At 70.6% G+C, this 22,905-nt stretch carries 30 protein-coding genes and 2 pseudogenes; 21 read left to right on the forward strand and 11 right to left on the reverse strand.

What is annotated here, in order from left to right:
* The first annotated feature begins 22 nt into the window (after positions 1-22).
* From BY998_RS05180 to BY998_RS05200, 5 genes are all read left to right on the forward strand, one after another.
* The gene (locus BY998_RS05180; RefSeq protein WP_110350550.1) at positions 23-1,183 is read left to right on the forward strand and encodes a phage portal protein; all 1,161 of its coding nucleotides are present in this window, start codon (positions 23-25) and stop codon (positions 1,181-1,183) included.
* Between the two features lie 55 nt (positions 1,184-1,238).
* Positions 1,239-1,715, forward strand: coding sequence for an HK97 family phage prohead protease (locus tag BY998_RS05185; protein WP_110350551.1), 477 nt, complete (start codon positions 1,239-1,241; stop codon positions 1,713-1,715).
* Between the two features lie 32 nt (positions 1,716-1,747).
* Positions 1,748-2,821, forward strand: coding sequence for a phage major capsid protein (locus tag BY998_RS05190; protein WP_245421485.1), 1,074 nt, complete (start codon positions 1,748-1,750; stop codon positions 2,819-2,821).
* Between the two features lie 81 nt (positions 2,822-2,902).
* A complete protein-coding gene (locus BY998_RS05195; RefSeq protein WP_110350552.1) occupies positions 2,903-3,376 on the forward strand; it encodes a DUF6367 family protein in 474 nt (157 codons plus the stop codon).
* 92 nt (positions 3,377-3,468) lie between these two features.
* Complete coding sequence (locus BY998_RS05200) at positions 3,469-4,122, forward strand: hypothetical protein (protein WP_110350553.1); 654 nt, start codon at positions 3,469-3,471, stop codon at positions 4,120-4,122.
* A gap of 9 nt (positions 4,123-4,131) precedes the next feature.
* On the opposite strand, the gene BY998_RS05205 is transcribed toward BY998_RS05200, so the two are convergent.
* The 5 genes from BY998_RS05205 to BY998_RS05225 form a co-directional block, all read right to left on the reverse strand.
* Entirely contained in the window at positions 4,132-4,869 is a 738-nt protein-coding gene (locus BY998_RS05205) for a DNA-binding protein (protein ID WP_110350554.1), read from the reverse strand.
* Positions 4,870-5,028: 159 nt separating this feature from the next.
* Positions 5,029-6,474: an HWE histidine kinase domain-containing protein gene (locus tag BY998_RS05210; RefSeq protein ID WP_110350645.1), complete on the reverse strand. Its 1,446-nt coding sequence runs from the start codon at positions 6,472-6,474 to the stop codon at positions 5,029-5,031.
* 387 nt (positions 6,475-6,861) lie between these two features.
* On the reverse strand, positions 6,862-7,086 hold the full coding sequence (locus BY998_RS05215) for a hypothetical protein (protein ID WP_110350555.1): 225 nt from the start codon (positions 7,084-7,086) through the stop codon (positions 6,862-6,864).
* A 139-nt stretch (positions 7,087-7,225) separates the two neighbouring features.
* Positions 7,226-7,471: a hypothetical protein gene (locus BY998_RS05220; protein ID WP_110350556.1), complete on the reverse strand. Its 246-nt coding sequence runs from the start codon at positions 7,469-7,471 to the stop codon at positions 7,226-7,228.
* A 113-nt stretch (positions 7,472-7,584) separates the two neighbouring features.
* Complete coding sequence (locus BY998_RS05225) at positions 7,585-8,031, reverse strand: hypothetical protein (protein ID WP_110350646.1); 447 nt, start codon at positions 8,029-8,031, stop codon at positions 7,585-7,587.
* 345 nt (positions 8,032-8,376) lie between these two features.
* Here BY998_RS05225 and BY998_RS05230 point away from each other — a divergent pair, with 345 nt between their 5' ends.
* Both BY998_RS05230 and BY998_RS05235 read left to right on the forward strand, forming a co-directional pair.
* Complete coding sequence (locus tag BY998_RS05230) at positions 8,377-8,622, forward strand: hypothetical protein (protein WP_110350557.1); 246 nt, start codon at positions 8,377-8,379, stop codon at positions 8,620-8,622.
* A 44-nt stretch (positions 8,623-8,666) separates the two neighbouring features.
* A complete protein-coding gene (locus BY998_RS05235) occupies positions 8,667-9,083 on the forward strand; it encodes a DUF1236 domain-containing protein (protein WP_110350558.1) in 417 nt (138 codons plus the stop codon).
* An 87-nt stretch (positions 9,084-9,170) separates the two neighbouring features.
* Here BY998_RS05235 and BY998_RS05240 read toward each other — a convergent pair whose 3' ends face one another.
* Positions 9,171-9,869, reverse strand: a complete 699-nt coding sequence (locus BY998_RS05240; RefSeq protein WP_110350559.1) for a sigma-70 family RNA polymerase sigma factor — start codon at positions 9,867-9,869, stop codon at positions 9,171-9,173.
* A gap of 290 nt (positions 9,870-10,159) precedes the next feature.
* Between BY998_RS05240 and BY998_RS05245 the strand changes: the two are divergent.
* Positions 10,160-10,630: pseudogene (locus BY998_RS05245) on the forward strand (HD domain-containing phosphohydrolase); the annotation flags it as partial.
* Positions 10,631-11,071: 441 nt separating this feature from the next.
* A complete protein-coding gene (locus BY998_RS05250) occupies positions 11,072-11,479 on the forward strand; it encodes a response regulator (RefSeq protein ID WP_110350560.1) in 408 nt (135 codons plus the stop codon).
* A 38-nt stretch (positions 11,480-11,517) separates the two neighbouring features.
* On the opposite strand, the gene BY998_RS05255 is transcribed toward BY998_RS05250, so the two are convergent.
* The 3 genes from BY998_RS05255 to BY998_RS05265 all read right to left on the reverse strand — a co-directional run bounded on the left by BY998_RS05255 (position 11,518) and on the right by BY998_RS05265 (position 13,516).
* The gene (locus BY998_RS05255) at positions 11,518-11,991 is read right to left on the reverse strand and encodes a YidB family protein (RefSeq protein WP_110350561.1); all 474 of its coding nucleotides are present in this window, start codon (positions 11,989-11,991) and stop codon (positions 11,518-11,520) included.
* Between the two features lie 714 nt (positions 11,992-12,705).
* Positions 12,706-13,131, reverse strand: a complete 426-nt coding sequence (locus BY998_RS05260) for a hypothetical protein (protein ID WP_110350562.1) — start codon at positions 13,129-13,131, stop codon at positions 12,706-12,708.
* Between the two features lie 7 nt (positions 13,132-13,138).
* The gene (locus BY998_RS05265) at positions 13,139-13,516 is read right to left on the reverse strand and encodes a glycosyl hydrolase (protein WP_110350563.1); all 378 of its coding nucleotides are present in this window, start codon (positions 13,514-13,516) and stop codon (positions 13,139-13,141) included.
* 167 nt (positions 13,517-13,683) lie between these two features.
* Between BY998_RS05265 and BY998_RS05275 the strand changes: the two genes are divergently transcribed.
* Both BY998_RS05275 and BY998_RS05280 read left to right on the forward strand, forming a co-directional pair.
* Positions 13,684-15,249: a helix-turn-helix domain-containing protein gene (locus BY998_RS05275; protein WP_181425433.1), complete on the forward strand. Its 1,566-nt coding sequence runs from the start codon at positions 13,684-13,686 to the stop codon at positions 15,247-15,249.
* Positions 15,250-15,827: 578 nt separating this feature from the next.
* A pseudogene (locus BY998_RS05280) lies at positions 15,828-16,067 on the forward strand (phage major capsid protein); the annotation flags it as partial.
* Positions 16,068-16,074: 7 nt separating this feature from the next.
* On the opposite strand, the gene BY998_RS05285 reads toward BY998_RS05280, so the two are convergent.
* Positions 16,075-16,923 (reverse strand): trypsin-like serine protease, encoded by an 849-nt coding sequence (locus BY998_RS05285; protein WP_110350566.1) that lies wholly within the window; start codon positions 16,921-16,923, stop codon positions 16,075-16,077.
* Between the two features lie 143 nt (positions 16,924-17,066).
* Positions 17,067-17,819, reverse strand: a complete 753-nt coding sequence (locus BY998_RS05290) for a trypsin-like serine protease (protein ID WP_110350567.1) — start codon at positions 17,817-17,819, stop codon at positions 17,067-17,069.
* 27 nt (positions 17,820-17,846) lie between these two features.
* On the opposite strand from BY998_RS05290, the gene BY998_RS05295 reads away from it, so the two are divergent.
* Genes BY998_RS05295 through BY998_RS05340 form a run of 10 tightly spaced genes read left to right on the forward strand, consistent with a single transcriptional unit; the run spans position 17,847 to position 22,883 of the window.
* Entirely contained in the window at positions 17,847-18,422 is a 576-nt protein-coding gene (locus BY998_RS05295) for a hypothetical protein (RefSeq protein WP_110350568.1), read from the forward strand.
* Between the two features lie 23 nt (positions 18,423-18,445).
* The gene (locus BY998_RS05300) at positions 18,446-18,787 is read left to right on the forward strand and encodes a head-tail adaptor protein (protein ID WP_110350569.1); all 342 of its coding nucleotides are present in this window, start codon (positions 18,446-18,448) and stop codon (positions 18,785-18,787) included.
* On the forward strand, positions 18,784-19,203 hold the full coding sequence (locus BY998_RS05305) for a DUF3168 domain-containing protein (protein ID WP_110350570.1): 420 nt from the start codon (positions 18,784-18,786) through the stop codon (positions 19,201-19,203). Before BY998_RS05300 ends, BY998_RS05305 begins: the two co-directional genes overlap by 4 nt.
* A gap of 33 nt (positions 19,204-19,236) precedes the next feature.
* Complete coding sequence (locus tag BY998_RS05310) at positions 19,237-19,647, forward strand: phage major tail protein, TP901-1 family (protein WP_110350571.1); 411 nt, start codon at positions 19,237-19,239, stop codon at positions 19,645-19,647.
* Between the two features lie 13 nt (positions 19,648-19,660).
* The gene (locus BY998_RS05315) at positions 19,661-19,987 is read left to right on the forward strand and encodes a gene transfer agent family protein (RefSeq protein ID WP_110350572.1); all 327 of its coding nucleotides are present in this window, start codon (positions 19,661-19,663) and stop codon (positions 19,985-19,987) included.
* The gene (locus tag BY998_RS05320) at positions 19,984-20,217 is read left to right on the forward strand and encodes a phage tail assembly chaperone (protein ID WP_110350573.1); all 234 of its coding nucleotides are present in this window, start codon (positions 19,984-19,986) and stop codon (positions 20,215-20,217) included. Before BY998_RS05315 ends, BY998_RS05320 begins: the two co-directional genes overlap by 4 nt.
* Positions 20,214-20,858 (forward strand): phage tail tape measure protein, encoded by a 645-nt coding sequence (locus tag BY998_RS05325; protein WP_110350574.1) that lies wholly within the window; start codon positions 20,214-20,216, stop codon positions 20,856-20,858. Before BY998_RS05320 ends, BY998_RS05325 begins: the two co-directional genes overlap by 4 nt.
* Positions 20,859-20,869: 11 nt before the next feature.
* On the forward strand, positions 20,870-21,511 hold the full coding sequence (locus BY998_RS05330; RefSeq protein WP_110350575.1) for a DUF2460 domain-containing protein: 642 nt from the start codon (positions 20,870-20,872) through the stop codon (positions 21,509-21,511).
* A 10-nt stretch (positions 21,512-21,521) separates the two neighbouring features.
* On the forward strand, positions 21,522-22,415 hold the full coding sequence (locus BY998_RS05335; protein ID WP_110350576.1) for a DUF2163 domain-containing protein: 894 nt from the start codon (positions 21,522-21,524) through the stop codon (positions 22,413-22,415).
* A gap of 6 nt (positions 22,416-22,421) precedes the next feature.
* Entirely contained in the window at positions 22,422-22,883 is a 462-nt protein-coding gene (locus tag BY998_RS05340; protein ID WP_110350577.1) for an NlpC/P60 family protein, read from the forward strand.
* Positions 22,884-22,905: the final 22 nt, after the last annotated feature.

Consider the following 22,905-nt stretch of genomic DNA (forward strand, 5'->3'; position numbering starts at 1 on the left):
CAACCTCGGTGGGGACCGTGCCATGGCTGGATTCATCGCCCGGCTCGCCCGGGCTGCGGGTTACGTTCCCGCCACGAAGGCGAGCGCGGCCGTCGCGCTCTACGGCGAGGGCCGAGCGGTCTGGACGGCGCGCGATTACGGCGCCCTGTCGCGCGAAGGCTTTCAACGCAACGCGGTCGTGCATCGCTCGGTACGCTTGGTAGCGGAAGCGGCGGCTTCCCTGCCATTGACGCTGGCCGGTGCCGACGACGCGCATCCGCTGATAGCGCTCCTCGCCCGGCCGAATCCGCGCGAGGGCGGGATGAGCTTCCTCGACGGCGTCTACGGACAGCTTCTGGTCTCAGGCAACGCCTACCTCGAAGCCGTGGAGATCGACGGCACGCCCCGCGAATTGTTCGCGCTGCGTCCCGACCGGATGCGGGTGGTCGCCGGGGCCGACGGCTGGCCGGTGGCCTACGAATACACCGTCGGCGGACAACGCATCCGCTACGAGCAGGTCGGCGCGATACCGCCGATGCTGCACCTCACGCTGTTCAACCCATTGGATGACCATTACGGCCTCTCGCCGATGGAGGCGGCTGCCATGCCGCTCGACATCCACAATGCCGCCGGCGCCTGGAACAAGGCTCTGCTCGACAACGCTGCGCGCCCCTCCGGGGCGCTGGTCTTCGCTCCGACCACCGGTGCGGCGCTGAGCGACACGCAGTTCACGCGGCTCAAGGCCGAACTGGAAGCGAGCTACCAAGGCAGCGCCAATGCCGGCCGCCCCCTCCTTCTCGATGGCGGCCTCGACTGGCGCCCGCTCTCGCTCTCGCCGAAGGAGATGGATTTCGTCGAAGCCAAGGCGGCGGCCGCGCGTGAGATCGCTCTGGCCTTCGGCGTGCCACCGCTGCTCCTAGGCCTTCCCGGAGACAACACGCACGCGAATTACGCCGAGGCCAACCGCGCCTTCTATCGCCAGACGGTGATTCCGCTGGTCCGCCGCACGGCCGACTCGATTGCCCGCTGGCTGGAGCCGGCCTTCGGCCCCGTCCGCCTGGAGCCGGATCTCGATGCCGTCGAAGCTTTGGCCGCCGAGCGCGAGTCGCTTTGGCGTCGGCTCCAGGGCGCCGACTTTTTGTCGGACGCCGAGAAGCGCGAGGCGGTCGGCTACCCCGCTGAAATCCCGGCTTCCGGGGCCTGAGGCCCCGGCGGGATCCGGCCGGAGCCCGTTCCCCTCCCTTTTGCCGAGGTCTCTCATGGATGGCCACTTCACCGGCTACGCCAGCCTGTTCGGCGTGCCCGATCTCGGCCGCGACGTCGTCGCGCCCGGCGCCTTCGCCGCGAGCCTCGCCCGGCGGGGAGCCGGCGGCGTGCGGATGCTCTGGCAGCACGATCCGGCCGAGCCGATCGGCTCCTGGCTTTCCCTGCGGGAGGATGCGCGCGGCCTGCGCGTCGCGGGACGGCTCAACCTCGCCGTCCAGCGCGCCCGCGAGATCGACGCGCTGATGCGCGAGGGCGCGCTCGACGGGCTCTCCATCGGCTTTCGCGTGGTGCGGGCTTCCCCCGAGCGCGGCGGCCGCCGGCTCGTCGCCGTCGATCTCTGGGAAGTCTCGCTCGTGACCTTCCCGCTCCAGCCCGACGCCCGGGTGATCCGCGCGGCGGCCCGCCGGCCTCCGGTCACGCTGCCCCGGCTGCGACCCGCCGCCCGGCCGCTGCTGACGGCCCGCGCCTGAGTCGATTCCCTTCACCACCCGATGAGGATGCCATGACCGAGATGCGCTTCGAGACCAAGGCTCCGTCCGGCCTGCCCGAGAACAAGTCCGCGATGCTCGGCACCGAGGCGGTGCTCGACGAATTCGCCCGCACCTTCGAGGCCTTCAAGGAGGCCAATGACCTGCGTCTCGCCGAGATCGAGAGCCGCTTCGCGCCCGATGTCGTCACCGAGGAGAAGCTCGCCCGCATCGATGCGGCGCTGGATCAGGCCCGGACCCGCCTCGACCGGATCAGTCTCGACCGCGCCCGGCCGCCGCTGGGGGGTGGGGAGGCGCCGCGCGACGCCTCCGCGACCGAGCACAAGGCGGCCTTCGACCTCTACGTCCGGGCGGGCGAGAGCGCCGGCCTGAAGCGGCTGGAGGAGAAGGCCTTGTCGGCCGGGTCGGGGCCGGATGGCGGCTACCTCGTGCCGCCGACCATCGAGCGGGAAGTGCTCCGGCGACTCGCCGAAATCTCGCCCATCCGCGCCATCGCGACCGTGCGCCTCGTCTCCGGCGGTCAGTACAAGCGGGCCGTTTCGGTCAACGGTCCCGCCGCCGGCTGGGTCGCCGAGACCGCGCCCCGTCCGCAGACCGATGCGCCGAACCTGTCGGAGCTGAGCTTCCCGGCGATGGAACTCTACGCCATGCCGGCGGCGACCCAGACTTTGCTCGACGACGCCGTGCTCGACATCGATGCGTGGCTCGCCGAGGAGGTCGAGACGGCATTCGCCGAGCAGGAAAGCGTCGCCTTCGTCACCGGAAACGGCGTCGCCCGGCCGAAGGGCTTCCTGACCTACGACACCGTTGCCAACGCGAACTGGGTGCCGGGCAAGCTCGGTTTCGTGGCGACGGGGGCGGCCGGTGCCTTCCCGGCCAGCAACCCGACCGACGTGTTGTTCGACCTGATCTACGCTCTTCGCGCCGGCTACCGGCAGGGGGCGAGTTTCGTGATGAACCGGCGGGTGCAGAGCGCGATCCGCAAATTCAAGGATGCGGACGGCAATTACCTCTGGCAGCCGCCGCTCGCCGCCGACCGGGCCGCGTGTGCAGGACCCCATAACTTGAACATGACCCCCATAACCTGAGTCGGATCGACCCCATAACCTGGTTTCCGGGTCCAACCCCTCGCAACGGGGTCAGGGGCGCCCGCAGGGGTAGGGACGACGATGAAGCTTGAAGAAATCTTCGAGGCCGACCGCGATGCCGGCATACCGCCCGAACTTCCCGAGCTCGTGGTGGACTTGCCCGAGGCGCTCCTTCTCTCGTTGGGGCGCGACCTGAACGAAGGCCGGTGGACGCCCTCCTGCGTGAAGGGGCTCTACCAGCGCGTCGATCCGGAGCGCCCCGAGATGAAGCAGCGGCGGCATGTCCACGTCGCCGCCGAGAAGCACCTCAAGGCAGCCGGGAAGCAGGTCTCCTGGAACGACGACGGCTCGCGCCACGACAGGCACAGGTTCAATGCGACCCTCGGGCAACGGAAGGACTACAGGGCCGTGGCCCGGGCGGCGCTAGGGCTCGGTGACGACGTCCAGCTTGAGCACGTGACAGGCCGAACCCGGGGGAGTGCGACGACGGTGGGCATATACGAGCACCTGATCGGCCACGCGCACCATGAGCGGGTCTTCCTCGCGGCGCACTGAGGCCGACCAGCCCGAGGCAGGGCATGCCGCGGGCACGATGTGCCTTTCCGGCGTGCCCGCTAGCATCCGAATCGAGAGGTTCGGAGCCGACCATGCGCGCAGGAACGGACGACCGCCAGATCATGGTCGGCATGGACAAGGAGCTGGTCGCCATCGGCATGGGCAACGGCGGCGGAGCCCAGCACAAGGCCAGCATGCGTGGCCTGGTCCGGCGCCTCGGCGTGCTGCCGGTCGCCGAGACCGTCCACGAGGCCTGCATCGACCCCTCCACCCTGCACGGTCCCACCCTCTACGACCACCGCGACAAGGGTCCGCTCTTCGGCACGGTGTTCGCCCTGACGCGCAACCCGCGGGAGTTCGCCCGCCCGATCAACATCTACAGCCTGCTCGCGGAGGAGGGCCGGGGCTCCCTGTTCCGCGCCGACGAGGACATCGACGCCCCGACCGGCCTCGTGACGGCATGGGTCGACGACGGCCTCGTCGTCGTCGCCCACCGCACGCGCTACCGCGACTATCTCGTCGAGGTCGAGACGGCCCTCCGGCGCGGCACCCTGGCGCTGCTCCACCCGGACATCATGCAGGGACCGTTCCTGGTCATCTCCGACCGCGTCCCCGAGACGCTCACCATCCCGACCTTCAAGCGGGACGCGGACCACAACCTCGCCGGCCGGTGCGAGCCCGGCTGCGTGTTCACCGTCCCCACCTACCAGTCGGACTTCCAGGCGCTGGCGCCGGCCTTCCGCTGATAGGACGCGTCAGGCGGCGTCGTCCTCGGGCCGGCGCCGGCGGTAGCGCCCGCCGCCCTCGCTGGCGAACAGCTTCCTGAACTTGACGCGCTGGTCGACCACGCCCCGCAGCAGCTCCGGGCCCCACTCCCCGGGGAACTCCTCGGCCTCCTTCACGACCTCGCGGCCAAGCTTCTCCGCGATGTCGTTCAGGTGCATCGTCTCCCGCTCGGGCAGGATCTCCCAGATCTCCTGCGCCACCCGACGCCAGAACTCGCGCGCCCGCACGACCTGCACGTGGCCCTTCATGCGTTCGAGCTCGTCGACGTACCACGCGATCTCCTTCCGCTGGGCCTCGATCACCACGTCGCGCGCGTCGACCATGCCCATCGCCTCGCTTCGGAGTTCGCGCTCGGTTGCGACCGCTTCCTCCATGCGTTGACGCTCCCGCTCCAGGACCATCGCCGCCTCCGTCTGGGCGGCCTTCCAGAACTCCACGCCCGCCTTCGCCAGGTGCGCCGACACCTTGTCAGGTAGCCCCGCGAGCTCGATCACCGGGCTGTAGGCGCGCTCCTTGGCCCAGTCCGACAAGTGGTCGCTGACAAGCTTGTTGGTGCCGGCCACACCGGCGTTGCGCTTCACGCGCGCCCACACGTTCCGAAGGGCGACGCGCTCCTTGCCCTCGGCCCGCAGCTGGTCCGCCGCGCGGAAGACCTCCCAACGCCGTGGGTCCTGGGCCCTCGCGGGGTCCGCCTTGCTCTTCGCCATCGCCCGCACCCTCCGCAGGGCGTCAGGCTCGGGCGAACACGGTTAAGGAAGGGTGACGTCTCGTAGCGCGTAACCGATGGCGCTACCCGCCACGCGCTACATTCGGAGTCGAGAATCCCGCGATCCTCCCGGCTCGCCTTCAACACCGCGGACCTTCGGCTAGGTGCCCGCGCACTCAGTCCTGGAGGGAGGGCCCCGGTCCGGCAGAGGAGCCATCAACTCGAACGAGATGCCTCGCGGGTGATACTCGATCCGCGCGGTGCCTCCCATCTCCGTCGCCAGCGCCCGCTCGATCAGGCGCGTCCCGAACCCGGTGCGCGAAGGCGCGACGACCGGCGGCCCACCGACTTCCTCCCAGCGCAGCCGCAGCCTAGGCGAGGTCGCCGCGTCCATAACCTCCCAGTCCAGGACCACGCGACCGCCTTCGTTCGAGAGAGCACCGTACTTGACGGCGTTGGTCGCCAGTTCGTGCAGCGCCATCGTGAAGGCCAGGGCGAGGCGCGGCTCCAGCCAGACCTCCGGGCCGTTGACGAGGAACCGCTGCCTCGCGTCGTCTTGGAAAGCGTGTAGGGCCTCGCCCACGACCTCCCCGAGGGACGCCCCCGCCCAACTCTCCCGGGTCAACACGTCGTGCGCAGCCGACAGGGACTTGACCCGGGCGACCAGGGTCTCCTGCGCGTCCTCCAGCGAGGAAGCGTTGCGCAGCGTCTGGCTCGCGATGGACAGCATCGTCGCCATCGAGTTCTTGACCCGGTGGTTCAGCTCGTCCGCAAGCAGCGCGCGGTGCTCCTCGGCCCGCTTGCGCTCGGTCACGTCGATGGTCACGCCCGCCATCGAGACCGGCGATCCGCCGCCGTCGTAAAAGGCCTGCCCCCGCACCTGCAGCCAGCGCACCTCGCCGAGCGGCAGCCGCACGCGGTACTCGATGTCGTAGTCGGCCCCGGTCTCGATGGACGCCCTGACGGCCGCCTGCATCCTGTCCTTGTCCTTCGGCAGGATGGCAGCGATCAGGTCATCGTGCGTCAAGGGCTCGTGCGGCTCCCGCCCGAGGTTCCTCTTGCAACCGTCCGAGGGGAACAGGCGCATCCCGGCGATGTCGAGGGTCCACGATCCCAGTCGACCGGCCTTGAGGATGAAGCGCAACCGCTCCTCGCTCCGCGCCAGGTCCGCGGTGCGACGCTCCACCTCCCGCTCCAGCGCGTCGCGGTCGGCCTGGACGCGGGCGAGCTTCTCGCGCTCCAGGGTCACGTCGAACTGCGAGGCGAAGAAGTAGGTGAGGTCGCCGTCACGGTCGAACACCGGCGAGACCAGCAGGCGGTTCCAGAACCGCTCGCCGTCTTTCTTGTAGTTCAGGAGTTCGATCTCGATGGGAACCCGTCGCGCGACGGCGGCCCCGACCTTCGCGACGTCCGCGGCGTCGGTGTCCGGCCCCTGAAGGAACCGACAGTTCCGCCCAACGATCTCGTCGTGGTCGTACCCCGTCAGACGGGAGAAGGTGTCGTTGACGAAGACGATGGGGTTGTCGGGCAGGCTCGGGTCGGTGATCAGCATCGGCATGCGCGTCGCCCGGACGGCGGACACGAAGGGGTCATTGCTCGCGTCCATGCGAGCGAACTCGGCCTCGAAACGGCTGCGCTCCTTGAGGTCCGTCACTCCATTCCCCAGTTTGCGCCTCGCGACGCATGCCCAAGTGCGCGACGTCGACCCAGCCCTAACATAAGTCCTCGCGCGGCGCCCGCCCTGCGCCTTTGGATCCACCGGCAACCCACGGCGCCTAGCCCGTGTAACCACGACGTTGGAACACGTGGTGCCGTCGGGCCTGATCTTACCCGACAGATCGTCGCCTCCGGGAGAATTTCGAAAGGCCAGGAAGGAAATCTCCCAGCCATCCGGGAGCATTTCCGCGGAGACAACAAGGCACTCCTCGATCAAGGAGCTAGTCCCTGGTTGCTCCTCGGGGCTCCGGATCGAGTTGGGCGACGTCCGCGGCCTTCAGGCGAGGTCCAGTTCGAGGGCTAGGTCCGTGAGGTAGAAGGCGATCCGGCGCCTCGCGTCGGGGTCCGGGCAGGCGACCGCGAAGCCGACGCGTAGCGTCTCGCCCTCGTAGCGCCGCATCACCGACTCCGCCATCAGCGCGGCCTCGCGCTCCGCCTGGGCGGTCAGGATCCGCCGGCCGTCGCGCGTGTCCAGCGTCACCTCGAAGCATGGGATGGTCATCGCTCGCCTGTCCTGGTCGACCGACCGTGCGAGAGGCGAGGACCGGATCGAACGGACCTTAACGAACGGCGCGCCCGAACCGATCCGACGCCGGTGCGCCGTGGCGCCCGACGAAGGGCACTCCGGCGGATGGGCAGCCCTACCGACCCCGCTTGTAGCTCTGTATGGCGCCCTGGCGCCCAGGTGAGAGCTTCGACATGTGCTTCTGGAAGCAGGCCTGGGTCTCGGGTCCGTCCTCGGGCGGCATGTCCCCGCAGAACATGGTGAATTCGCCCATGCCCTGCTGCTTCAGGGCCGCCTTTTCCTCGGAGGACATGGGTGCCACGTGGGCGGCGTTCGCCGCGCCCGTGAGAAGCGCGCCGGACATCATGAGGCATGACGACACGATGAGTTTCCGACCCGGCTGGAAAAACGGGAAGGAAGCCGCCAAGCCGGCAAACCTTTACAGGCGACGTCGCGATATTCGGTAAGTCCGGCAGGGCCCTGGCCGTGCAGAGCCTAGCCGGGTCCAGCCTCGCCGTCCTCGATGGCATCCTCGTCGACCAAGTCGGCATCCGGCGCGACCGGGGCCGCCTCGACCGGCCGCACGGAAACCGGGGCTGCCATGCGCGGCGCGGGACCGGACGGCATCATCGCTGCCCCGGAAGCGACCAAGCCAGCCAGGCCCCGCAGGTCCGACGGCTGGCGCGGGTCCTGGGCCACGCGCTCGGCGTCGGCCTGGAGGCGGAGGTTGCACGCCTTCGACGGCAGGCCGCCATCGGGCGTGCAGGCGTCGTGGCGAGCGCAGGCGGCGTCGAGGGCGTCGACGGGAGCGAGCGGCGCGTTGTTGCCCGGGCCGCAATAGTTGCCGTGCAGGAGCATCTTCGGGGCGCCGTCCTGGGCCGAGGCGCAAGCCGGCGCCAGGAGGCAGGCGGCGAACAGGACCGGGGCGGCCAATTGGGACATCGTCATGCGCGAACCTCGCTACGATCCATCGCCCCTCTCGGCGACCTGCTTCCCCCCCGAACGGTGAGGACGTTCGAAATGTCGCCGCCGCCGTCGAGGTTCCGCGCAATCCTTTGCCGCGACCCTATCGAGACCGACGGCCGGACGCCCCGGCGAAAGCAAATCACCGGCGAAGCTCATGAGATTGCATGCATGACGCGCAGTATTCCATCCTGCCTCGTCTCAAGGCGGAAGCATTGGGCGCAACCTAAATCGCGTGGATACGGTGGCGATATTCCGGACGGAACCCACCGCTCGGGTTCTCCGTTGCTGGCGGTCATTCACGGAAGCCGTCCCGGAGCCCCCATGCGCAAGACCATCGCCCTCGGTTTCATCACCGCCGCCTTCGCCGGCTTGGCCGCCCCCGCCTCGGCCGAGGAGACCACCGTCATCCGTCGCGACAGCACCCCGAGCGTCTCGGTCGAGCGCCGCGAGGGCGTCGTCGAGCGCCGTGAGGTCACCACCGGCAGCGTCGATTGCGGCTCCAAGACCGTCCACAAGGAGGACGGCCTGGGCAACTCCAAGACCGTCCACAAGGAAGGCTGCAACTGAGCCGCTCCCGACGTCCACCGACTGAACCCTTCGGAGTTGATACCATGACCAACAAGCTTCTTCTCGCGCTGGCGACCGCCGGCATGCTCGCCCTCCCGATGGCCGCCCAGGCCCAGGGCACGATCCGGGGTGCCGCCGAGGGCGCCGAGGCCGGGGCCGATGCGGCCGGCCCGGTGGGCGCCGTGGTCGGCGGCGCGGTCGGCGCGGCCACCGGCACGGTCGGCGGCATCCTCGGGGTCGACGACCGCCCGCGTTTCCGCTCCTACGTCCGCGAGCGCGGCGTGAGCTCCTACAGCTGGGGCGGTCCCGTCCGCGTCGGCACCGTGCTGCCGGACGACGGCGTCACCTATTACGACGTCCCGGACGACTACCGGGTGAAGCCGGGCTACCGCTACACGGTGGTCAACAAGCAGCCGGTGCTGGTCGACCGCAGCCGCCGCATCGTCGAGGTCATCGACTGACGCGGCACGCGCCTGTCGCGACGCCGTCAGGTCCTTTCGGGAGCCCGCCCGGCCATCGCCGCGGCGGGCTTTCCATTGGGAGCGCCCTCAACCCACCGCGTGACGCGAGCCCATGCCGAGCGAGGTCGCCAGAAGGGCACGAGCTCGGCTCACGCGGCTTTTCACTGTGCCGACTTGGCAGCCGATCAACTCGGCGGCGGCTTCGTAGGTCAGGCCCTGGGCGCCAACGAGCAGAAGGGCCTCGCGCATGGTCGCCGGCAGCTTCGCGAGGTGCTGCCCGACCTTCTGCAACTCGCTGTTGGCCTCCTGGGCGGCCGGTGCCACCATCTGCCCGGCCATCGTCCCGTCGGCATCCTCGACCTCGCGCTTCCGCCTGCGGATGTCGGTGTAGAACTGGTTGCGCAGGATGGTGCAGAGCCAGGCCTGCAGGTTCGTGCCCGGCTGGAACTTGGCTTGGTATCTCCACGCCTTGAGCAAGGTCTCCTGCACCAAGTCGTCGGCGACGGTAGGGTTCACGGCAAGGGACATGGCGAAGGCACGCAAGCCGGGAAGGGACGTGAGGAGCCCGTCACGAAAGTTCGCGGCGTCCCTGGCGTCCCTGGCGTCCCTGGCGGAGGTGGCGCCTTCGAGCTTTGCGATCAAATCGAGCAGCGTGGCCGGCTGCTCCTCTGCCAGCATGGCGGCGTAGTAGCCGCGCAACTCGGTCCCCAGGTGGTGGCGTACCCCCTCGGGAATCTCGCCCTCGCGCGGTCGAGGCGAAGCCGTCCGGGTGGTTTCCTCAGCCATCCTGTCTTCCTTATGCCTCCTTCGCGAGCCGCCACGCCGGGACGGTCCGGCACGGGGAACGGGAGCTTCTGGCAGGAGCATGCTGAACGCGGACTAACGAAGCCTTCATCAGATTGTCGAAAGAGCTCGGCAGTTTCCCCGCCAAGGTTCCGTTGTGGGTGCTTCGCGCCATGCCGACGAGCCCCGTCGAACCCTATGGACACTGAGCATCCCGCCGAGCGGTGCAAGGCTCGAAGCTGGCTCGGAGCATTCGGGCAAGGGTCCGCTAACCCTCTGGCATGACGCCCGACGAGTGCCGGCAGTTGAGCCTCGCCACCACCATGCACGACGTCGGCAAGATCGCCGTGCCGGACGCCATCCTGCTCAAGTCTGGCGCGCTCACGCTGGAGAAGCGCCGGCAGATGGAGACGCATGCCGAACGCGATGGACGCATCCTCGCGGGCAGCGCCTCGCCTGTCATACGTCTCGCCGCCGAGATCGCGGTGAGCCACCACAAGCGATGGGACGGGACCGGTTATCCGTACGGCCCTCCGAGGGTAGGCGATATCGCTGTCGGGCCGCATCGTGGTGGTGGCCGACGTCTTCGACGCCCTGACGACCGAGCGGCCGTACAAGCGGACCAGGTCCGGTCAGCGCGCCCGCGGGAGGGAGCGGGGGCATTTCGATTCGCGGGTCGTCGTGGCCTTCTTGGCCGCTGACACCAGGTCCGGACCTTCCTGGAAGCGGGCCGCGACGAGGGGCACGTCCTTGACGCCGCCTAGCCCCCACTTCCGTGTTCAATGAAACGATTGCGACAGCATCACGAGGTTCGTGGCTGCTGCGATGCCACCGATGCAACAGGCGCCCAGTATCAGCCGCCAGCAGCCTCGCAGCGTCAGGGGCAACACGTCCAAGCTCCGTACGGACACCTGCCTCCGATTATCGTTCGCGGGCCGCCCTGGTCGGATCGGGCACGATGTCCATCGAAGCGTGGTGTCTGGAACATGGACGGCGGGGAAGTTCCGTACCGCGCACATGCACCGCTCCATCACTGGGGCCAGGATCTTCGCACGGCGTTCGGAAGACCTGACCCCGATAAGACGGCACCGGAGCCGGAATCGTTCCAAAGGGTCGATTCCTCAGTTGCCGGAGCGATGTCCCGGTATCCCCAGCCGCCGTTGCATTGTGGCTGAACGTTTTTTCTCCCAACGACTTACTTTCCGATGACCGTCTCGGACTCAACCACACCCTACGCGCTCGTCGTCGACGACGACGGCTTCATCCGCATGGACGCGATGGACATCCTGGAGCAGGCCGGGTTCCGAACCTTGGAGGCCAGCGACGGCGACAAGGCCATGCTGCTGCTCGCCGAGCGTCAAGCCCTCATCGTGCTGCTGTTCACCGACGTGCAGATGCCCGGCTCGCGCAACGGTTTCGCGGTCGCCCGGGAGACGGCCGAGCGGTGGCCGCACATCGCCATCGTGGTGGCCTCGGGGCAGGCGCAACCGGGGCCGGGCGACATGCCGGAAGGAGCCCGCTTCATCAATAAACCGTTCACCGCCGACATGGTGCACGACCACCTGAAGGAGATCCTGCCGGAAGGTCGCAAGCCCTCGCCGCTACGGGATTAGCGCGCGGCGCGGGCCGCCTTGGCAGGGCCACCTCAAGGCTAGGCCGGCATCCGTCCGTCCGGCGTGTAGCGGTCGACAGCCTGGGGAAGCTCCCGGGACAGGCGGGAGAGCAGCTCTTCCCGGGACAGGCCGGTGCGTTGGGTCAGGGTCGTGAGGACGTCAGGACCGATGGCCTGCTCAAGGTGCTGCGGCGCGATCTCCTGGTTGGGTCCTTGGTTGACCCAGGACTGCGCGGCAGCCCCATGTCCCGCCTGTTGGAAGCGTTCGAGCATCTCGCCAAGGCCGCTGTTCAGGAAGCCGCCTGGCGCCTCGCCGCGGCGGTCACCCAACAGCCCGCCGAGGAGCCCACCCAGGCCACCGCCGGAGCCGCCCGGCGCCGCTCCAGGGCCCGTGGGCGCGGGTGCCGCTTGGCCTGCACCACCCAGCATCTCGGCGATCTTGTCCCGGTTCTGGTAGCCGGCCAGGGCGAGGAGGCCGAGCAGCGCCGTCATTGAGGGATAACCATCGCTCATGGGTCGTCTCCGACTTGCGGCGGTCGCATGGAAGGCCGTCCGCCGACGATTGCGGACATGAAACGCGCAAAGGCGCCGTGACGATGCAGGGAGCCCGCTCCTTGCCCCTTCGGCTATCTGATCGGACGAAATGCCGGCGTCTCGTCAGCCTCCGGACCGCCTTCCCCCGAGGCGGGCTTCACACAGGCGACGGCTGGGCTCGGAGAGAGAGCCGAGCGCACGCCATCCCACTCCATCCGATCCGGACGGGGCATCACGACGGCGGCGAAGCAGTACGAGAAGAGATGGTCTCAGGCATGCTCCCTGATCGGCGTCCCGCTAAACTCGGAGGTCAGCTTCGCCATTTCGGGTGCGTCCCGCTGAGGTCACGGGGAGGCTGCGGCCGTGGGGCGACGCCGTAGGACCCCACGCAGAAGGCGAAGCGGAAGAAAGACGAGCTTCAGGACGGCGCGGGCGAGCAGGACCGCCAGCACGGCGAGAACGGCCAGCACGGTGTTGAACATGGGATCGGCCCTGCTGGCGCGAGCGGCGCTCGACAACGTCGGATGCAGGGTGTCGTGGGCCGCGAAAGCGGCGACATGTGGGACGGCCGTCTTTACAATGGTGGAAGCCACGGTGAGGCCGCGGTCCCGATGGGAAGGCGCCTCCTTCCACCATGTGCCCCGGCGGGTACTGGCCGTCGAGACACGCTGGTCAAAAATTAAAATGAAGCGGTCACTGACCGGTCGTCGTGGTCGACTTCACGGGCTTCGAGCCGGGTTCGTGCGACATCGCCTTCGTGCGGGACTCGACCTCGCCGTCCTTCACCTTCGTCTTCGTGTGTGACTTCGAGAAGGTGCCGCCGTCGTGGGCCATCGCCTTCGACTGTCCGTTGAGCCCGCCGTTGCCGGTCTCGTTGACATGCGAGCGGTCCATTGTTTTGCCGCCCGCCGCGCTGCCGCCAGTGGCCAGGGAGGAGCCCGTCGCTCCGTTCGCGCCGGTCGAGGTGCCGCCGGTGCCGACGGTGGAGGCGGAGGTGCCCCCGGCCGCGGCCGAGCCGGCGCTGCCGCCGGTGGCGCTTCCCCCGGCCTGAGCCTGCGCGACCGCCGGGACGACGACGAGCGCGAGGGCGGCGAGGGGGGCGATGAACCGTTTCGTCATGTCAGCCTCACTTCGTGTCCTTGGGGACGGTGACGACGCAATCGCCGTCGCCTGTGGTGGTCATGGTGGTGCCGCCGGAGCTCGAACTGGACGCCGAACTGCTAGTCGATCCGTTCCCGGACTTTGTGGTCACCGAGGGACCGCCCGTGGTCGAGCTGCTCACGCCGCCTGGGCCCGCCGTGACCGAGCTCGACATCGTGCCGGAATTCCTCGCGTCGTCGGAATGGACGACCTTGCACGGCTTGCCGTTCGGGCCGGTCGTCACCGTCGTATTGCCCGAGACGCCGTTCGGACCCGTCGTGACGGTGCTGGTCTGGGCGTGGCCTGCGACGGCGCCGGCGAGGACGAATGCGCCGCCGAGAAGCGGCATGATCAGGCGAACCATGGTCCGTTCTCCCTCCAAGCAAGGAGGGCGCGATCCAGTCGGACCGCGCCCGGTTCTTCAACCTGTTGCCGGCTTAGCGCTTGTTGTGGCCCGGGGCGTTCTCGGAGTTGCCGGGGCCGCTCTTGTCATGGCCGGGGGCGCTGCCCGACTTGCCGGCGCCGTCGGACATGCCGGACGAGGAGCCGCCGGTGCCGACCGAGGAGCCGCTCGTGCCCTTGCCTGCCGAGGAGCCGCCCGTGCCCGTCGTAGACGACGAGCCCGAGCCGCTGCCCGAGCCGGCCGACGAGCCGCCGGTGCCCACGGTCGAGGAGCTGGTGCCGCCGCCCGCCGAGGAGCCACCGGTGCCGAGCGTCGAGGACGAGCCCGATCCGCTGCCCGAGCCGGAGGACGAGCCACCGGTGCCCACGGTCGAGGAACTGGTGCCGCCGCCGGCCGATGAACCGCCGGTGCCGACGGTGGAGGAGGACTGCGCGAGGGCCATCGCGGCGCCGCCGACGATGAAGGTGGTCGCAAGGGCTGCGACGCGAATGTTCTTCAGCATGCATGCCGCGAAGGTCAGCCGGATCTCCGTCCAGGATGTGGTCGCGTTCATCCTGGACGGCTCCCTGCCGGTTCGGATCGGAAGGTCGAGAAGGGCGGGCTTCCCGGCGTTCCGGGTTGAGCTCCAGGCGCTTGCGGACCTGCTGCCAGCCCGTGACGAGCCTGAACTCACGGTGGCGGCCGTTGCGCGCGAACTGGGGCTCAAGCTGACCGGCATCGATGCGGTCCTGAGGTCGGGGGCGCTCGGTAGCCGTGTAGTGGACGGGGTCGTGCGCGTGCCGGCGGGCGACGTCTCGCGCTTCAAGGCGACCTGGGTCACCATGCGCGAGTTGAGGGCGGAGATGGGTGTGAGGGCGTGGTTGCCGGTGTCCTCCGCCCTCGTGGCCGCCGGCGTCGCGCCGTTGGTGCCGGAAGCGCACCTCCGCGACCGCGTCTACCCCCGGGACGAAGCCATGCTGGCCTGCGCGAGCGCATCGGCCGCCTTCGGCGAGCGATCCGCCGAGGGTTGCAGCCGCGAGGAACTGGCAGCGGCCATGGGTACGACGCCGTTGATGCTGCGGCAGTTGATCGAGCGCGGGCACGTCGGCATCAACGCCGGGTGCACCTCCGGCACCATCCCGGAACGCGAGGCGGCGCGCCTGCGGCAGGGCTTCGTGACGCTGAGCGAGTTGGCCACGACCTTCGGCTTCCGCAGCGCGAGGGCCATCCTGCCGGTCCTCGAAGGGGCCGGGGTGACGCCCGCCTACGGACGGCCGGATTTCGCCACGTACCTGTTCCCGCGGCGGGAGGCGGTCGAGGCGATGCGTGCGAGGGCCGAGGCGGAGGAGGCGGCCCGCGCATCCGCCACGGACACCGAGGCGATGCTGACCGTACCGGAGGTCACGGAAAGGCTCGGGGCCAGCCGGCACATAATCCAGCAACTCGCGTCGAGCGGGTTGCTGGCCTCGAAGCGGCGCAGCGGCAAGATCGTCGTCGCCGCGTCGGAGGTCGAGCGCTTCGCCCGACGGTACGTGTTCGCGAACGAGGTCGCTCGAATGTCGGGGCGGACGCAGCGGCACGGGACCGGGGCGGCGACCACGCGGGTCCTGCTGAACCGAGGTGTCCGCCCCGTGTGCTCTCCCCCGGACTTCGTCACCTACGTGTTCGAGCGGGACGAGGCGGCTGCCGTCGTCCGGCAGCTGGGTTCGGCCTAGCCAGGACGCTCGTCGAGCCTGTCCAGAGCCGTTCTCTCATGTCGGCGGTGAACCGCCCGCAAGGTCGACCCCTTAGGCGGGTCGCGGTTCCCGCCTGCCTCGGCCCGCTGGATGGCGGCCTGGCCTTACGGGCCGGGACGCCACGCCCAGGTCCTTAGGCGGTGCCGGGCCCGTCTCGGCCCCGGCACCGCCGGCGTCTGGACCAGCATCTGCGGGGGCCTTGGGGCCAAGGTGGCGATGACGCTTGCTCGACTCCGAAGGTAGCGCGTCTCGGGTAGCGCTACGAGTGACGCGCTACGCTTCCCGCACGCCTTTTGCCGTGGTCGAACGGTTCTCGTGCCAGGCAACGGCCAGCTCGACCGAAGGCGTCCCAGACAGTCACGCATCGCGCCCGGAGGCGGGCGCTTTCGGTTGAGCTGGCCCCGACGAGCGTGGTGCGGTGAGTCGTTATATGGGGCGACCCAGGTCCTCCATCGTCAGTTTATGGGGAGATGTCGTCGAACCTTATGGGGTAGGGCCAGCCCAGAAAACGCAGGAAAATCAGCGGTTGGCATTTCAAGTTATGGGGATCTGCACACGCGACCCTGATGGGTTTCCCCGTGGTCGAGGCCGAGGCGATGCCCGATCTTGCCGCCGGAAGCCACTCCATCGCCTTCGGTGACTTCCGGCGCGGCTACCTCGTGGTGGACCGCGCCGGCTTGCGCACCCTGCGCGATCCCTACTCCGCCAAGCCCTACGTGCTGTTCTACACCACGAAGCGGGTCGGCGGCGGTGTGCAGGACTTCGACGCGATCAAGCTGCTCCGGTTCGCTGCCTGATCGGACCTCAGTAGGCGCGCCGTCGGGCGGGCCGGGCCATCCACTCGGAGCGTCCGGCCTGTCCCGCCGCAACACCGGCGGGCATGGCCGCCATCTCGGCCGCGCGGGAGGAGATCCAACTCGTGTGTTCACCGGTGGGGGTGACGGCGGTGAAGCCGCCGCAGGCGGTGCGGGCGCGGCGGTCCTGGCGCATGGCGCCGCTCGACCAGCTCACCACGCCGACCATCTGGCCGCCGCGCAGGATCGGCCCGCCGGAATCGCCCAGGCACGCGCCGGCGCCGGCCGTTTCGGCGAGGCGGCGGGCGTCGGTCACGACGGTGACACGGTTGGCGACCTGCAGCGAGCCGATGGAAACCAGATGCGCCGTGCGCAGGGTACGCGCGGTGTTGCGGCGGTTCTCTGCGACCACGCCGAAGCCGGCGATGTCGACGGCGTCGCCCGTGGAGATGGACCCGCCGCGCGGATCGAGCGGGCGGAAGCCGGGGCCGACCGGTTGTTCCAGCTTGAGCATGGCGAGATCGGTGCCGGGCTGCTCTTCCGGCGTCGTGCCGGGCACGAAATCAGGATGCATCGAAGCCGCCGCCACCCGCAGCCGGCGCTGCCGGAAGTTCGGATCGACCACGATGACGCTGTAGCCGGCCTGCCGCATCACGCAGTGCGCGGCGGTCAGCACGATGTCCTGCGCGATCAGGGTGCCCGAGCAGATTTCGCCCGCGGTGCTCTCGATGCGCACCACCGAGGCGCGAAGCCCGCCCGGATCGCGGGAGGTCTGCCCCTGCACCACGGCCTGGGCCGAGAGCGGGACGAGCCCCAGCAGGGCACCGAGCAGGCACGCGCGAAGGGGGCTCGCAACCATTCTTATGTCTCCCAGGGCCCGGGCCTTCCGGCGGATTCGCTTGAAGAATCCTGGACCGAACGGAGCCTATCCGAAGGCAATTCGGCGGCCAAGCTCCGGTTCCGCCACAACGAGGGCGTGCCGATCACGATCGGGACGCTGCGTCACCAGCGCGCGGCGGCGTTCCAGCCGGCGAGCGTCCGGTCGATCCAGCCCCGTTGCGGCCCGAGCAGGATGCCCTGGGTCAGCCCACCGCAGGCGTCCTTCACCCAGGCGGCCACCGCCACGACCGCCTCGCCGTCGAGGATCGGGCCGCCGGAATCGCCGTTGCAGCCCCCCGCGCCGGCGGCCTTCAACCAGACCAGGATGCGGCTCGGGCCGTAGGGCTCGACCACGGAAAGCGCCGCGCCGCGGTAGCGCCCGATCGAGCGCCGGTCGTTGCCGCGCGCCGCGCCGTAGCCGGCCAGCACGAGGCTCTGGCCTGCCCGCGGCATCGCTTCGCTGAGCGGGGCCGGCGCGAAGCGAGCGGGCAAGGGCGCGCGGGTGCGCAGCAGGGCGAGGTCGATGGAGCGGGTGCGCCCGCGGATCGCGTCGCCGTCATAGGCCGGATGCAGGCTGCGGACGGCGACTTCGGCCAGAACCGGCCGGTCCGCTTCATCGCGGTAATGGATCCGGTTCTCGCCCACGCCCGCCACGCAGTGGCCGGCGGTCAGCACCGCGTCCGGGGCGAGCACGACACCCGAGCAGACCCCGCCGCCCGAGGTCAGCACCATCACCGCCGAGCCCGCGCCCGGCACCTGCGCGTCCTCCCGGCCGCCGACGATGGCCGCGGCCGGCGCGGCGGTCAGGAGCGTGAGGGCGACCGCCCCGAGGGCGGAGCGCGCCGCAGGGGCAGCGGACGGGTTCGGCGCACGCATCGAGACATCGCTTCAGGAGAGGACGGCATGACCCCGATACGCGTCGAGGAAACCGGCGTCGAGCCGGTCGGCCTCCCCGAGATGCGGGCCTATCTGCGGCTGTCCTCCGACGAGACCGCCGAGGATGCGCTGATCGCGCGGCTCATCCCGGCGGCGCGGGCGGCGGTCGAGGCCGCGGCGCGGCGTCTGCTGCGGCCGGCCCGCTTCCGGGTGGTGCTGACGGAATGGCCCCGGCTCGGCCTGCTGCCGCTGCCCCTGAGTCCGCTGGCCGCCGTCCTGCGCACCGGCCTCGTCGATGGGGGCGGTGTGGTGACGGAGATCGAGCCGGGCCCGGTGCGGATCGGCCCCGATCCCTGGGACGCCCCCTGCCTGCTGTTCGGGCCGGATCTTCCGCCCTTGAGCGGGCGATCCGCGCTGATCGAGGTGAGTGCCGGCTGCGGCGGTGAGGGGCCGCCGGTCCCGGAGCCGCTGATCCAGGCCCTGCGCCTCACGCTCGCCGGGTGGTTCGAGAACCGCGGCGACGAGAACGGGGAGGTCGGGTCCGTGGCCCTGCCGGCCGCGGCAGCCGGTCTCGCCGCCGCCTGCCGCCGGATGCAGCTGTAGTCCGATCGAGCGGAGACCGAGCGATGCCCCATCCCTCCCTGGGCGCGCGGCGGCGCCGCCTCGTGCTCGAACTGCCGCTGGAGACGCCGGACGGGTTCGGCGGCCGTACCCGCCGCTACGTCGCCGGCCCCGTGCTGTGGGGTTCCCTGGAGGCTTTGGGCACCGCCCAACCGGGCTGGGGAGGGCGGACCGAACGGGCCGGCCTCTACCGGGTAGGTCTGCGCTACCGCCCCGGCGTCACCAGCGCCATGCGGCTTGCCGACGGGACGCGCCGCTTCGCGATCCGCACGGTCGGCGACCCCGACGGGCGCCGCCGGGACCTCGTCTGCGAGGTCGAGGAAGTGATCGAGGAGACGCGCCCGTGAGCACCCTCAACCCGCTGCTGGCGCTGCGCGCCGGCATCCTCGCGCATCTCACGGGGGATGCGGCTCTCGCCGGCCTGATGGGCGGGCGCGTGCAACTCTACGACGAGCCTCCGCCGGGCACCGTGCCGGTCTACGCCCTGTTCGGCGACGGCGAGGTCCGCGACGATTCCGTCGAGGGCGCCCGACGCCACCGTCACGCCCTCGCGCTCAGCGTCTTCGCCAAGCCCGGCTCGACCCGCTCGGCGCTCGATGCCGCCGAGCGCATCGGATCCCTCCTCGACGAAGCCGAGCTCGGCCTGAGCGGCCACCATCTCGTTCTCCTGCGCCTGAAGACCCTGGCCGGCAGCCGCGACGAGCGCACGGGCGAGGCCCGCGCGACCCTGAGCTTCGAGGCCGTGACCGAGGTCGCGGCCTGAACCTCCACCTCCCTCGAACGTCGGAGCCGCAGCATGGGTGCACAGAAGGGCAGGGACCTGCTGGTCCGTATCGGCAACGGGGCCGGCGGCTTCGTTGCCGTGGCGGGGTTGCGTGCCCGGCAGCTCACTTTCAACGCCGAGACCGTGGACGTCACCAACGCCGATTCCGCCGGCCGCTGGCGCGAATTGCTCGCCGGGGCGGGCGTGCGCCGCGCTTCGGTCGCCGGGGCCGGCGTCTTCCGCGACGAAGCCTCCGACGCGCGCCTGCGCCAGATGTTCTTCGACGGCGCCATCGACAGCTTCCAGATCGTGGTGCCGGCCTTCGGCACCATCGAAGGGCTCTTCCAGATCACGAGCCTGGAATATCGCGGCGACCATGCCGGCGAGGTCACCTTCGACATGGCCCTCGATTCGGCCGGTGCGCTCGGCTTCACAGCGGCCTGAGGAGGGCGAGGCCATGGCCAACCGTCGGCGCGGCGAGGTGCCGCTCACGCTCGGACAGGAGCGCTACACCCTCTGTCTCACCCTCGGGGCGCTGGCCGAACTCGAGGACGCGCTGGGCGCGGGCGATCTCGCCGGCCTCGCCGAGCGCTTCGCGGGCGGGCGGCTCGCCGCCCGCGACGTGATCGCGCTGCTCGGCGCGGCGTTGCGCGGCGGCGGCCACGCCCTCGACGACGCGGCGGTGGCCCGCCTGCCGCTGGCGGGAGGGCTCGCGGAGGTGGCGGCCGCCCTCGGCGAGGCACTGGCCGCGACCTTCGGCGAGGGCTCGCCCGCGGACCCTTGAACGCCCCGGGAGGCCCCGCGCCGGAGACCGCCCTCTCCGCCTTCCCGTGGGACGCGGTGCTGACGCTCGGTCTCTCGACCCTGCGCTGGCGCCCGCGCGACCTCTGGGCCGCCACGCCCCGCGAACTCGCTTCCGCCGCCGGCCTGATCCGCCCGCGGACCCTGGCGCTCGGCCGGGCCGACCTCGACCGGCTGCTCGCCGCCCATCCCGATCCGGAGGAACCGCGATGACGGACCGCGACCTTGATCGCCGCACGACCGAGCGCCTCCGGCAGCTCGAAACCCTCGACCGGCTGGCCCAGCGCTTCGGCCAGAGCCTGTCCTCGGCCTTCGACCGCAACCTCAATGCCGGGCGCCAACTCGACGGCGTGCTGGCCTCGCTGTCGAGCAAGCTCTCGAACGTCGCGGTGAAGGCGGTGCTCGCCCCCCTGAAGACGGGGGTGGGGAGCCTCGTCAACAGCGTGCTCGGCACGGGCGCCGATGCCGGCGGCGCGACGGCGCTCGCCCGGGGCGGGCTCGTCTCGGGCGGCCGGATCGTCCCGTTCCGCCTCGGCGGCGTTCTCGGTGCCGACCTTTCAGGAAGCCGGGTGCGGCCGTTCGCGGGCGGCGGGGTCGTGGCCGCGCCGACCTACTTCCCCCTGAACGGTACTGACGGCGGTCTCGGTCTGATGGGCGAAGCCGGCCCCGAGGCGATCCTGCCGCTGAAGCGCGGCAGCGACGGTCGCCTCGGCGTCGCCGCGGGCGGGGCCGAGCGGCCCGTAGCTGTCACCGTCAACATCGCCACGCCCGACATCGAGGGCTTCCGCCGCTCCGAGGCGCAGGTTTCCGCGCGTCTCGCCCGCGCCGTCGCCCGCGGCCGGCGCGCCCTGTGAGGACGCAAGCGATGCCCTCCGACTTCCACGAGGTGCGCTTTCCCCTCGACGTGTCCCTGCGCGGCAGCGGCGGACCGGTGCGGCGCACGGAGATCGTCACGCTCGCCTCGGGGCGCGAGCACCGCAACAGCCGCTGGGCGGATTCGCGCCGCCGCTACGATGCCGGCCTCGGCATCCGCACCCTCGACGCGCTGCATGCGGTGCTGAGCTTCTTCGAGGAGCGGCGCGGGCGGCTCTACGGCTTCCGCTACCGCGACCGGGTCGATCACCGCTCCGGGCCGCCCTCGCGTCCGGTCACGCCGACCGATCAAGCCATCGGCACGGGCGACGGTGCCAGCCGCACCTTCGCGCTGGCCAAAACGTACGGGGCCGGACCGGAGCCGTACCGCCGGGCCATCGTCAAGCCGGTGGCCGGCAGCGTGCGCGTGGCCGTGGGCGGCGCCGAGGTGACGGGCGCGGCCGTCTCCTGCGATCCCGCCACGGGTCTCGTGACCTTCGCGCCCGACGCGGTGCCGCGGCCCGGCGCGGCGGTCACCGCCGGTTTCGAGTTCGACGTGCCGGTCCGCTTCGACACCGACGAGCTCGCCGTCGATCTGGCCGCCTTCACCGTCGGCGAGGTGCCGCGCATCCCGTTGATCGAGATCGTGCCTTGAGGGAGCGCCGATGCGCATCATTCCACCCGCCCTCGCCGCCCGCCTGGAGGGCGGTGCCACCACCCTGTGCCGCTGCTGGGCCCTGCGCCGCCCCGATGGCCTCGTCCTCGGCTTCACCGACCACGACCGCGACCTGATGTTCTCGGGCGTGACCTACGCCGCGCGAAGCGGCTTGGAGGCCGCCGAGGCCAGCGCCGAACTCGGCTTCGCGGTGAGCGGGGGCGAGGTCGCCGGCGCGCTGACCTCGGCGGGGATCACCGGGGCGGACGTGGCGGCCGGGCTCTATGACGGGGCCGGGATCGAGACCTGGCTGGTGGATTGGCGTGAGCCTTCGTCCCGCATCCTGCTCGACGTGGCGAGCCTCGGCGAAATCCGTCAATCGGGCAGCGCCTTCGTCGCCGAGTTGCGCGGGCTGATGCATCGCCTCGACGCGCAGACCGGACGCAGCTTCCGCGCAGCCTGCGATGCGCAGGTCGGCGACAGCCGTTGCCGCGTCAGCCTCGCCGATCCGCGCTACCACGCAGCTGGTACCGTCGGCGCCGCCCTGGAATCCGGCCGGCTCGCCGTGGCCCTGGCCGGCGATTTCGCGGCAGGCTGGTTCTCCGGAGGCCGCCTCGCCTGGGAAGGCGGCGCCAATGCCGGCCACGCCGCGGATTTGCGAACGCATCTGCACGGGGGCGGGGGCACGATCCTCGAACTCTGGGAGCCGCCGCCGCGACCGGCGATGGCAGGGGACGCCTTCCGCCTCACCGCCGGCTGCGACAAGCGTCTCGCCACCTGCCGCGACAAGTTCGCCAACGCTCTCAACTTCCAGGGTTTCCCGCACATGCCCGGCAACGACTTCGTGCTGCGGGCCGCTCCCGATGCGGGCGCGCGCCCCGACGGCTCCAGCCTGTTTCGGTAGGCGACGATGGATGCGTCCTCCCCGCTCTCGGAGCGGATCGTGGCGGAGGCACGAGCCTGGGCCGGAACGCCCTACCGGCACCAAGCCTCACGGAAGGGCGTGGGCTGCGATTGCCTCGGCCTGCTGCGCGGCGTCTGGCGCGGCGTGCTCGGACCCGAGCCGGAGGAGACGCCGCCCTATGCCGCCTCTTGGGCGGAATCCACCGGCCCCGGCGACGCTCCCCTGCTCGCCGCCGCCCGGCGCCACCTCCTGCCGATCGAGGAACATCTGCCGGCCTACCGACCCCGACCCGGCGACGTGCTGCTCTTCGCCTTCCGTGCACATTTGCCGGCAAAACACTGCGCTATCGCCACCGGCTCGGCGGCGATGATCCACGCCCATGACGGTGCGGCGGTAACGGAAGTCGCCCTGACGCCCTGGTGGCGCCGCCACCTCGTCCACGCCTTCCGCTTCCCCGAAGCGTCCTGAACCCAGCCCGATCCGGAGGTCC

Origin of the sequence: Methylobacterium sp. B4, from assembly GCF_003201865.1 — a bacterium.
Classification (GTDB): domain Bacteria; phylum Pseudomonadota; class Alphaproteobacteria; order Rhizobiales; family Beijerinckiaceae; genus Methylobacterium.

What these genes read in the sequence shown, in the direction of transcription:
- BY998_RS05180 (WP_110350550.1), top strand. Translation starts at nt 23, where the DNA reads ATGGCTGGATTCATCGCCCGGCTCGCCCGGGCTGCGGGTTACGTTCCC.
- BY998_RS05185 (WP_110350551.1), top strand. Translation starts at nt 1,239, where the DNA reads ATGGATGGCCACTTCACCGGCTACGCCAGCCTGTTCGGCGTGCCCGAT.
- BY998_RS05190 (WP_245421485.1), top strand. Translation starts at nt 1,748, where the DNA reads ATGACCGAGATGCGCTTCGAGACCAAGGCTCCGTCCGGCCTGCCCGAG.
- BY998_RS05195 (WP_110350552.1), top strand. Translation starts at nt 2,903, where the DNA reads ATGAAGCTTGAAGAAATCTTCGAGGCCGACCGCGATGCCGGCATACCG.
- BY998_RS05200 (WP_110350553.1), top strand. Translation starts at nt 3,469, where the DNA reads ATGCGCGCAGGAACGGACGACCGCCAGATCATGGTCGGCATGGACAAG.
- BY998_RS05205 (WP_110350554.1), bottom strand. Translation starts at nt 4,869, where the DNA reads ATGGCGAAGAGCAAGGCGGACCCCGCGAGGGCCCAGGACCCACGGCGT.
- BY998_RS05210 (WP_110350645.1), bottom strand. Translation starts at nt 6,474, where the DNA reads ATGGACGCGAGCAATGACCCCTTCGTGTCCGCCGTCCGGGCGACGCGC.
- BY998_RS05215 (WP_110350555.1), bottom strand. Translation starts at nt 7,086, where the DNA reads ATGACCATCCCATGCTTCGAGGTGACGCTGGACACGCGCGACGGCCGG.
- BY998_RS05225 (WP_110350646.1), bottom strand. Translation starts at nt 8,031, where the DNA reads ATGTCCCAATTGGCCGCCCCGGTCCTGTTCGCCGCCTGCCTCCTGGCG.
- BY998_RS05230 (WP_110350557.1), top strand. Translation starts at nt 8,377, where the DNA reads ATGCGCAAGACCATCGCCCTCGGTTTCATCACCGCCGCCTTCGCCGGC.
- BY998_RS05235 (WP_110350558.1), top strand. Translation starts at nt 8,667, where the DNA reads ATGACCAACAAGCTTCTTCTCGCGCTGGCGACCGCCGGCATGCTCGCC.
- BY998_RS05240 (WP_110350559.1), bottom strand. Translation starts at nt 9,869, where the DNA reads ATGGCTGAGGAAACCACCCGGACGGCTTCGCCTCGACCGCGCGAGGGC.
- BY998_RS05250 (WP_110350560.1), top strand. Translation starts at nt 11,072, where the DNA reads ATGACCGTCTCGGACTCAACCACACCCTACGCGCTCGTCGTCGACGAC.
- BY998_RS05255 (WP_110350561.1), bottom strand. Translation starts at nt 11,991, where the DNA reads ATGAGCGATGGTTATCCCTCAATGACGGCGCTGCTCGGCCTCCTCGCC.
- BY998_RS05260 (WP_110350562.1), bottom strand. Translation starts at nt 13,131, where the DNA reads ATGACGAAACGGTTCATCGCCCCCCTCGCCGCCCTCGCGCTCGTCGTC.
- BY998_RS05265 (WP_110350563.1), bottom strand. Translation starts at nt 13,516, where the DNA reads ATGGTTCGCCTGATCATGCCGCTTCTCGGCGGCGCATTCGTCCTCGCC.
- BY998_RS05275 (WP_181425433.1), top strand. Translation starts at nt 13,684, where the DNA reads ATGCCGGACGAGGAGCCGCCGGTGCCGACCGAGGAGCCGCTCGTGCCC.
- BY998_RS05285 (WP_110350566.1), bottom strand. Translation starts at nt 16,923, where the DNA reads ATGGTTGCGAGCCCCCTTCGCGCGTGCCTGCTCGGTGCCCTGCTGGGG.
- BY998_RS05290 (WP_110350567.1), bottom strand. Translation starts at nt 17,819, where the DNA reads ATGCGTGCGCCGAACCCGTCCGCTGCCCCTGCGGCGCGCTCCGCCCTC.
- BY998_RS05295 (WP_110350568.1), top strand. Translation starts at nt 17,847, where the DNA reads ATGACCCCGATACGCGTCGAGGAAACCGGCGTCGAGCCGGTCGGCCTC.
- BY998_RS05300 (WP_110350569.1), top strand. Translation starts at nt 18,446, where the DNA reads ATGCCCCATCCCTCCCTGGGCGCGCGGCGGCGCCGCCTCGTGCTCGAA.
- BY998_RS05310 (WP_110350571.1), top strand. Translation starts at nt 19,237, where the DNA reads ATGGGTGCACAGAAGGGCAGGGACCTGCTGGTCCGTATCGGCAACGGG.
- BY998_RS05315 (WP_110350572.1), top strand. Translation starts at nt 19,661, where the DNA reads ATGGCCAACCGTCGGCGCGGCGAGGTGCCGCTCACGCTCGGACAGGAG.
- BY998_RS05325 (WP_110350574.1), top strand. Translation starts at nt 20,214, where the DNA reads ATGACGGACCGCGACCTTGATCGCCGCACGACCGAGCGCCTCCGGCAG.
- BY998_RS05330 (WP_110350575.1), top strand. Translation starts at nt 20,870, where the DNA reads ATGCCCTCCGACTTCCACGAGGTGCGCTTTCCCCTCGACGTGTCCCTG.
- BY998_RS05335 (WP_110350576.1), top strand. Translation starts at nt 21,522, where the DNA reads ATGCGCATCATTCCACCCGCCCTCGCCGCCCGCCTGGAGGGCGGTGCC.
- BY998_RS05340 (WP_110350577.1), top strand. Translation starts at nt 22,422, where the DNA reads ATGGATGCGTCCTCCCCGCTCTCGGAGCGGATCGTGGCGGAGGCACGA.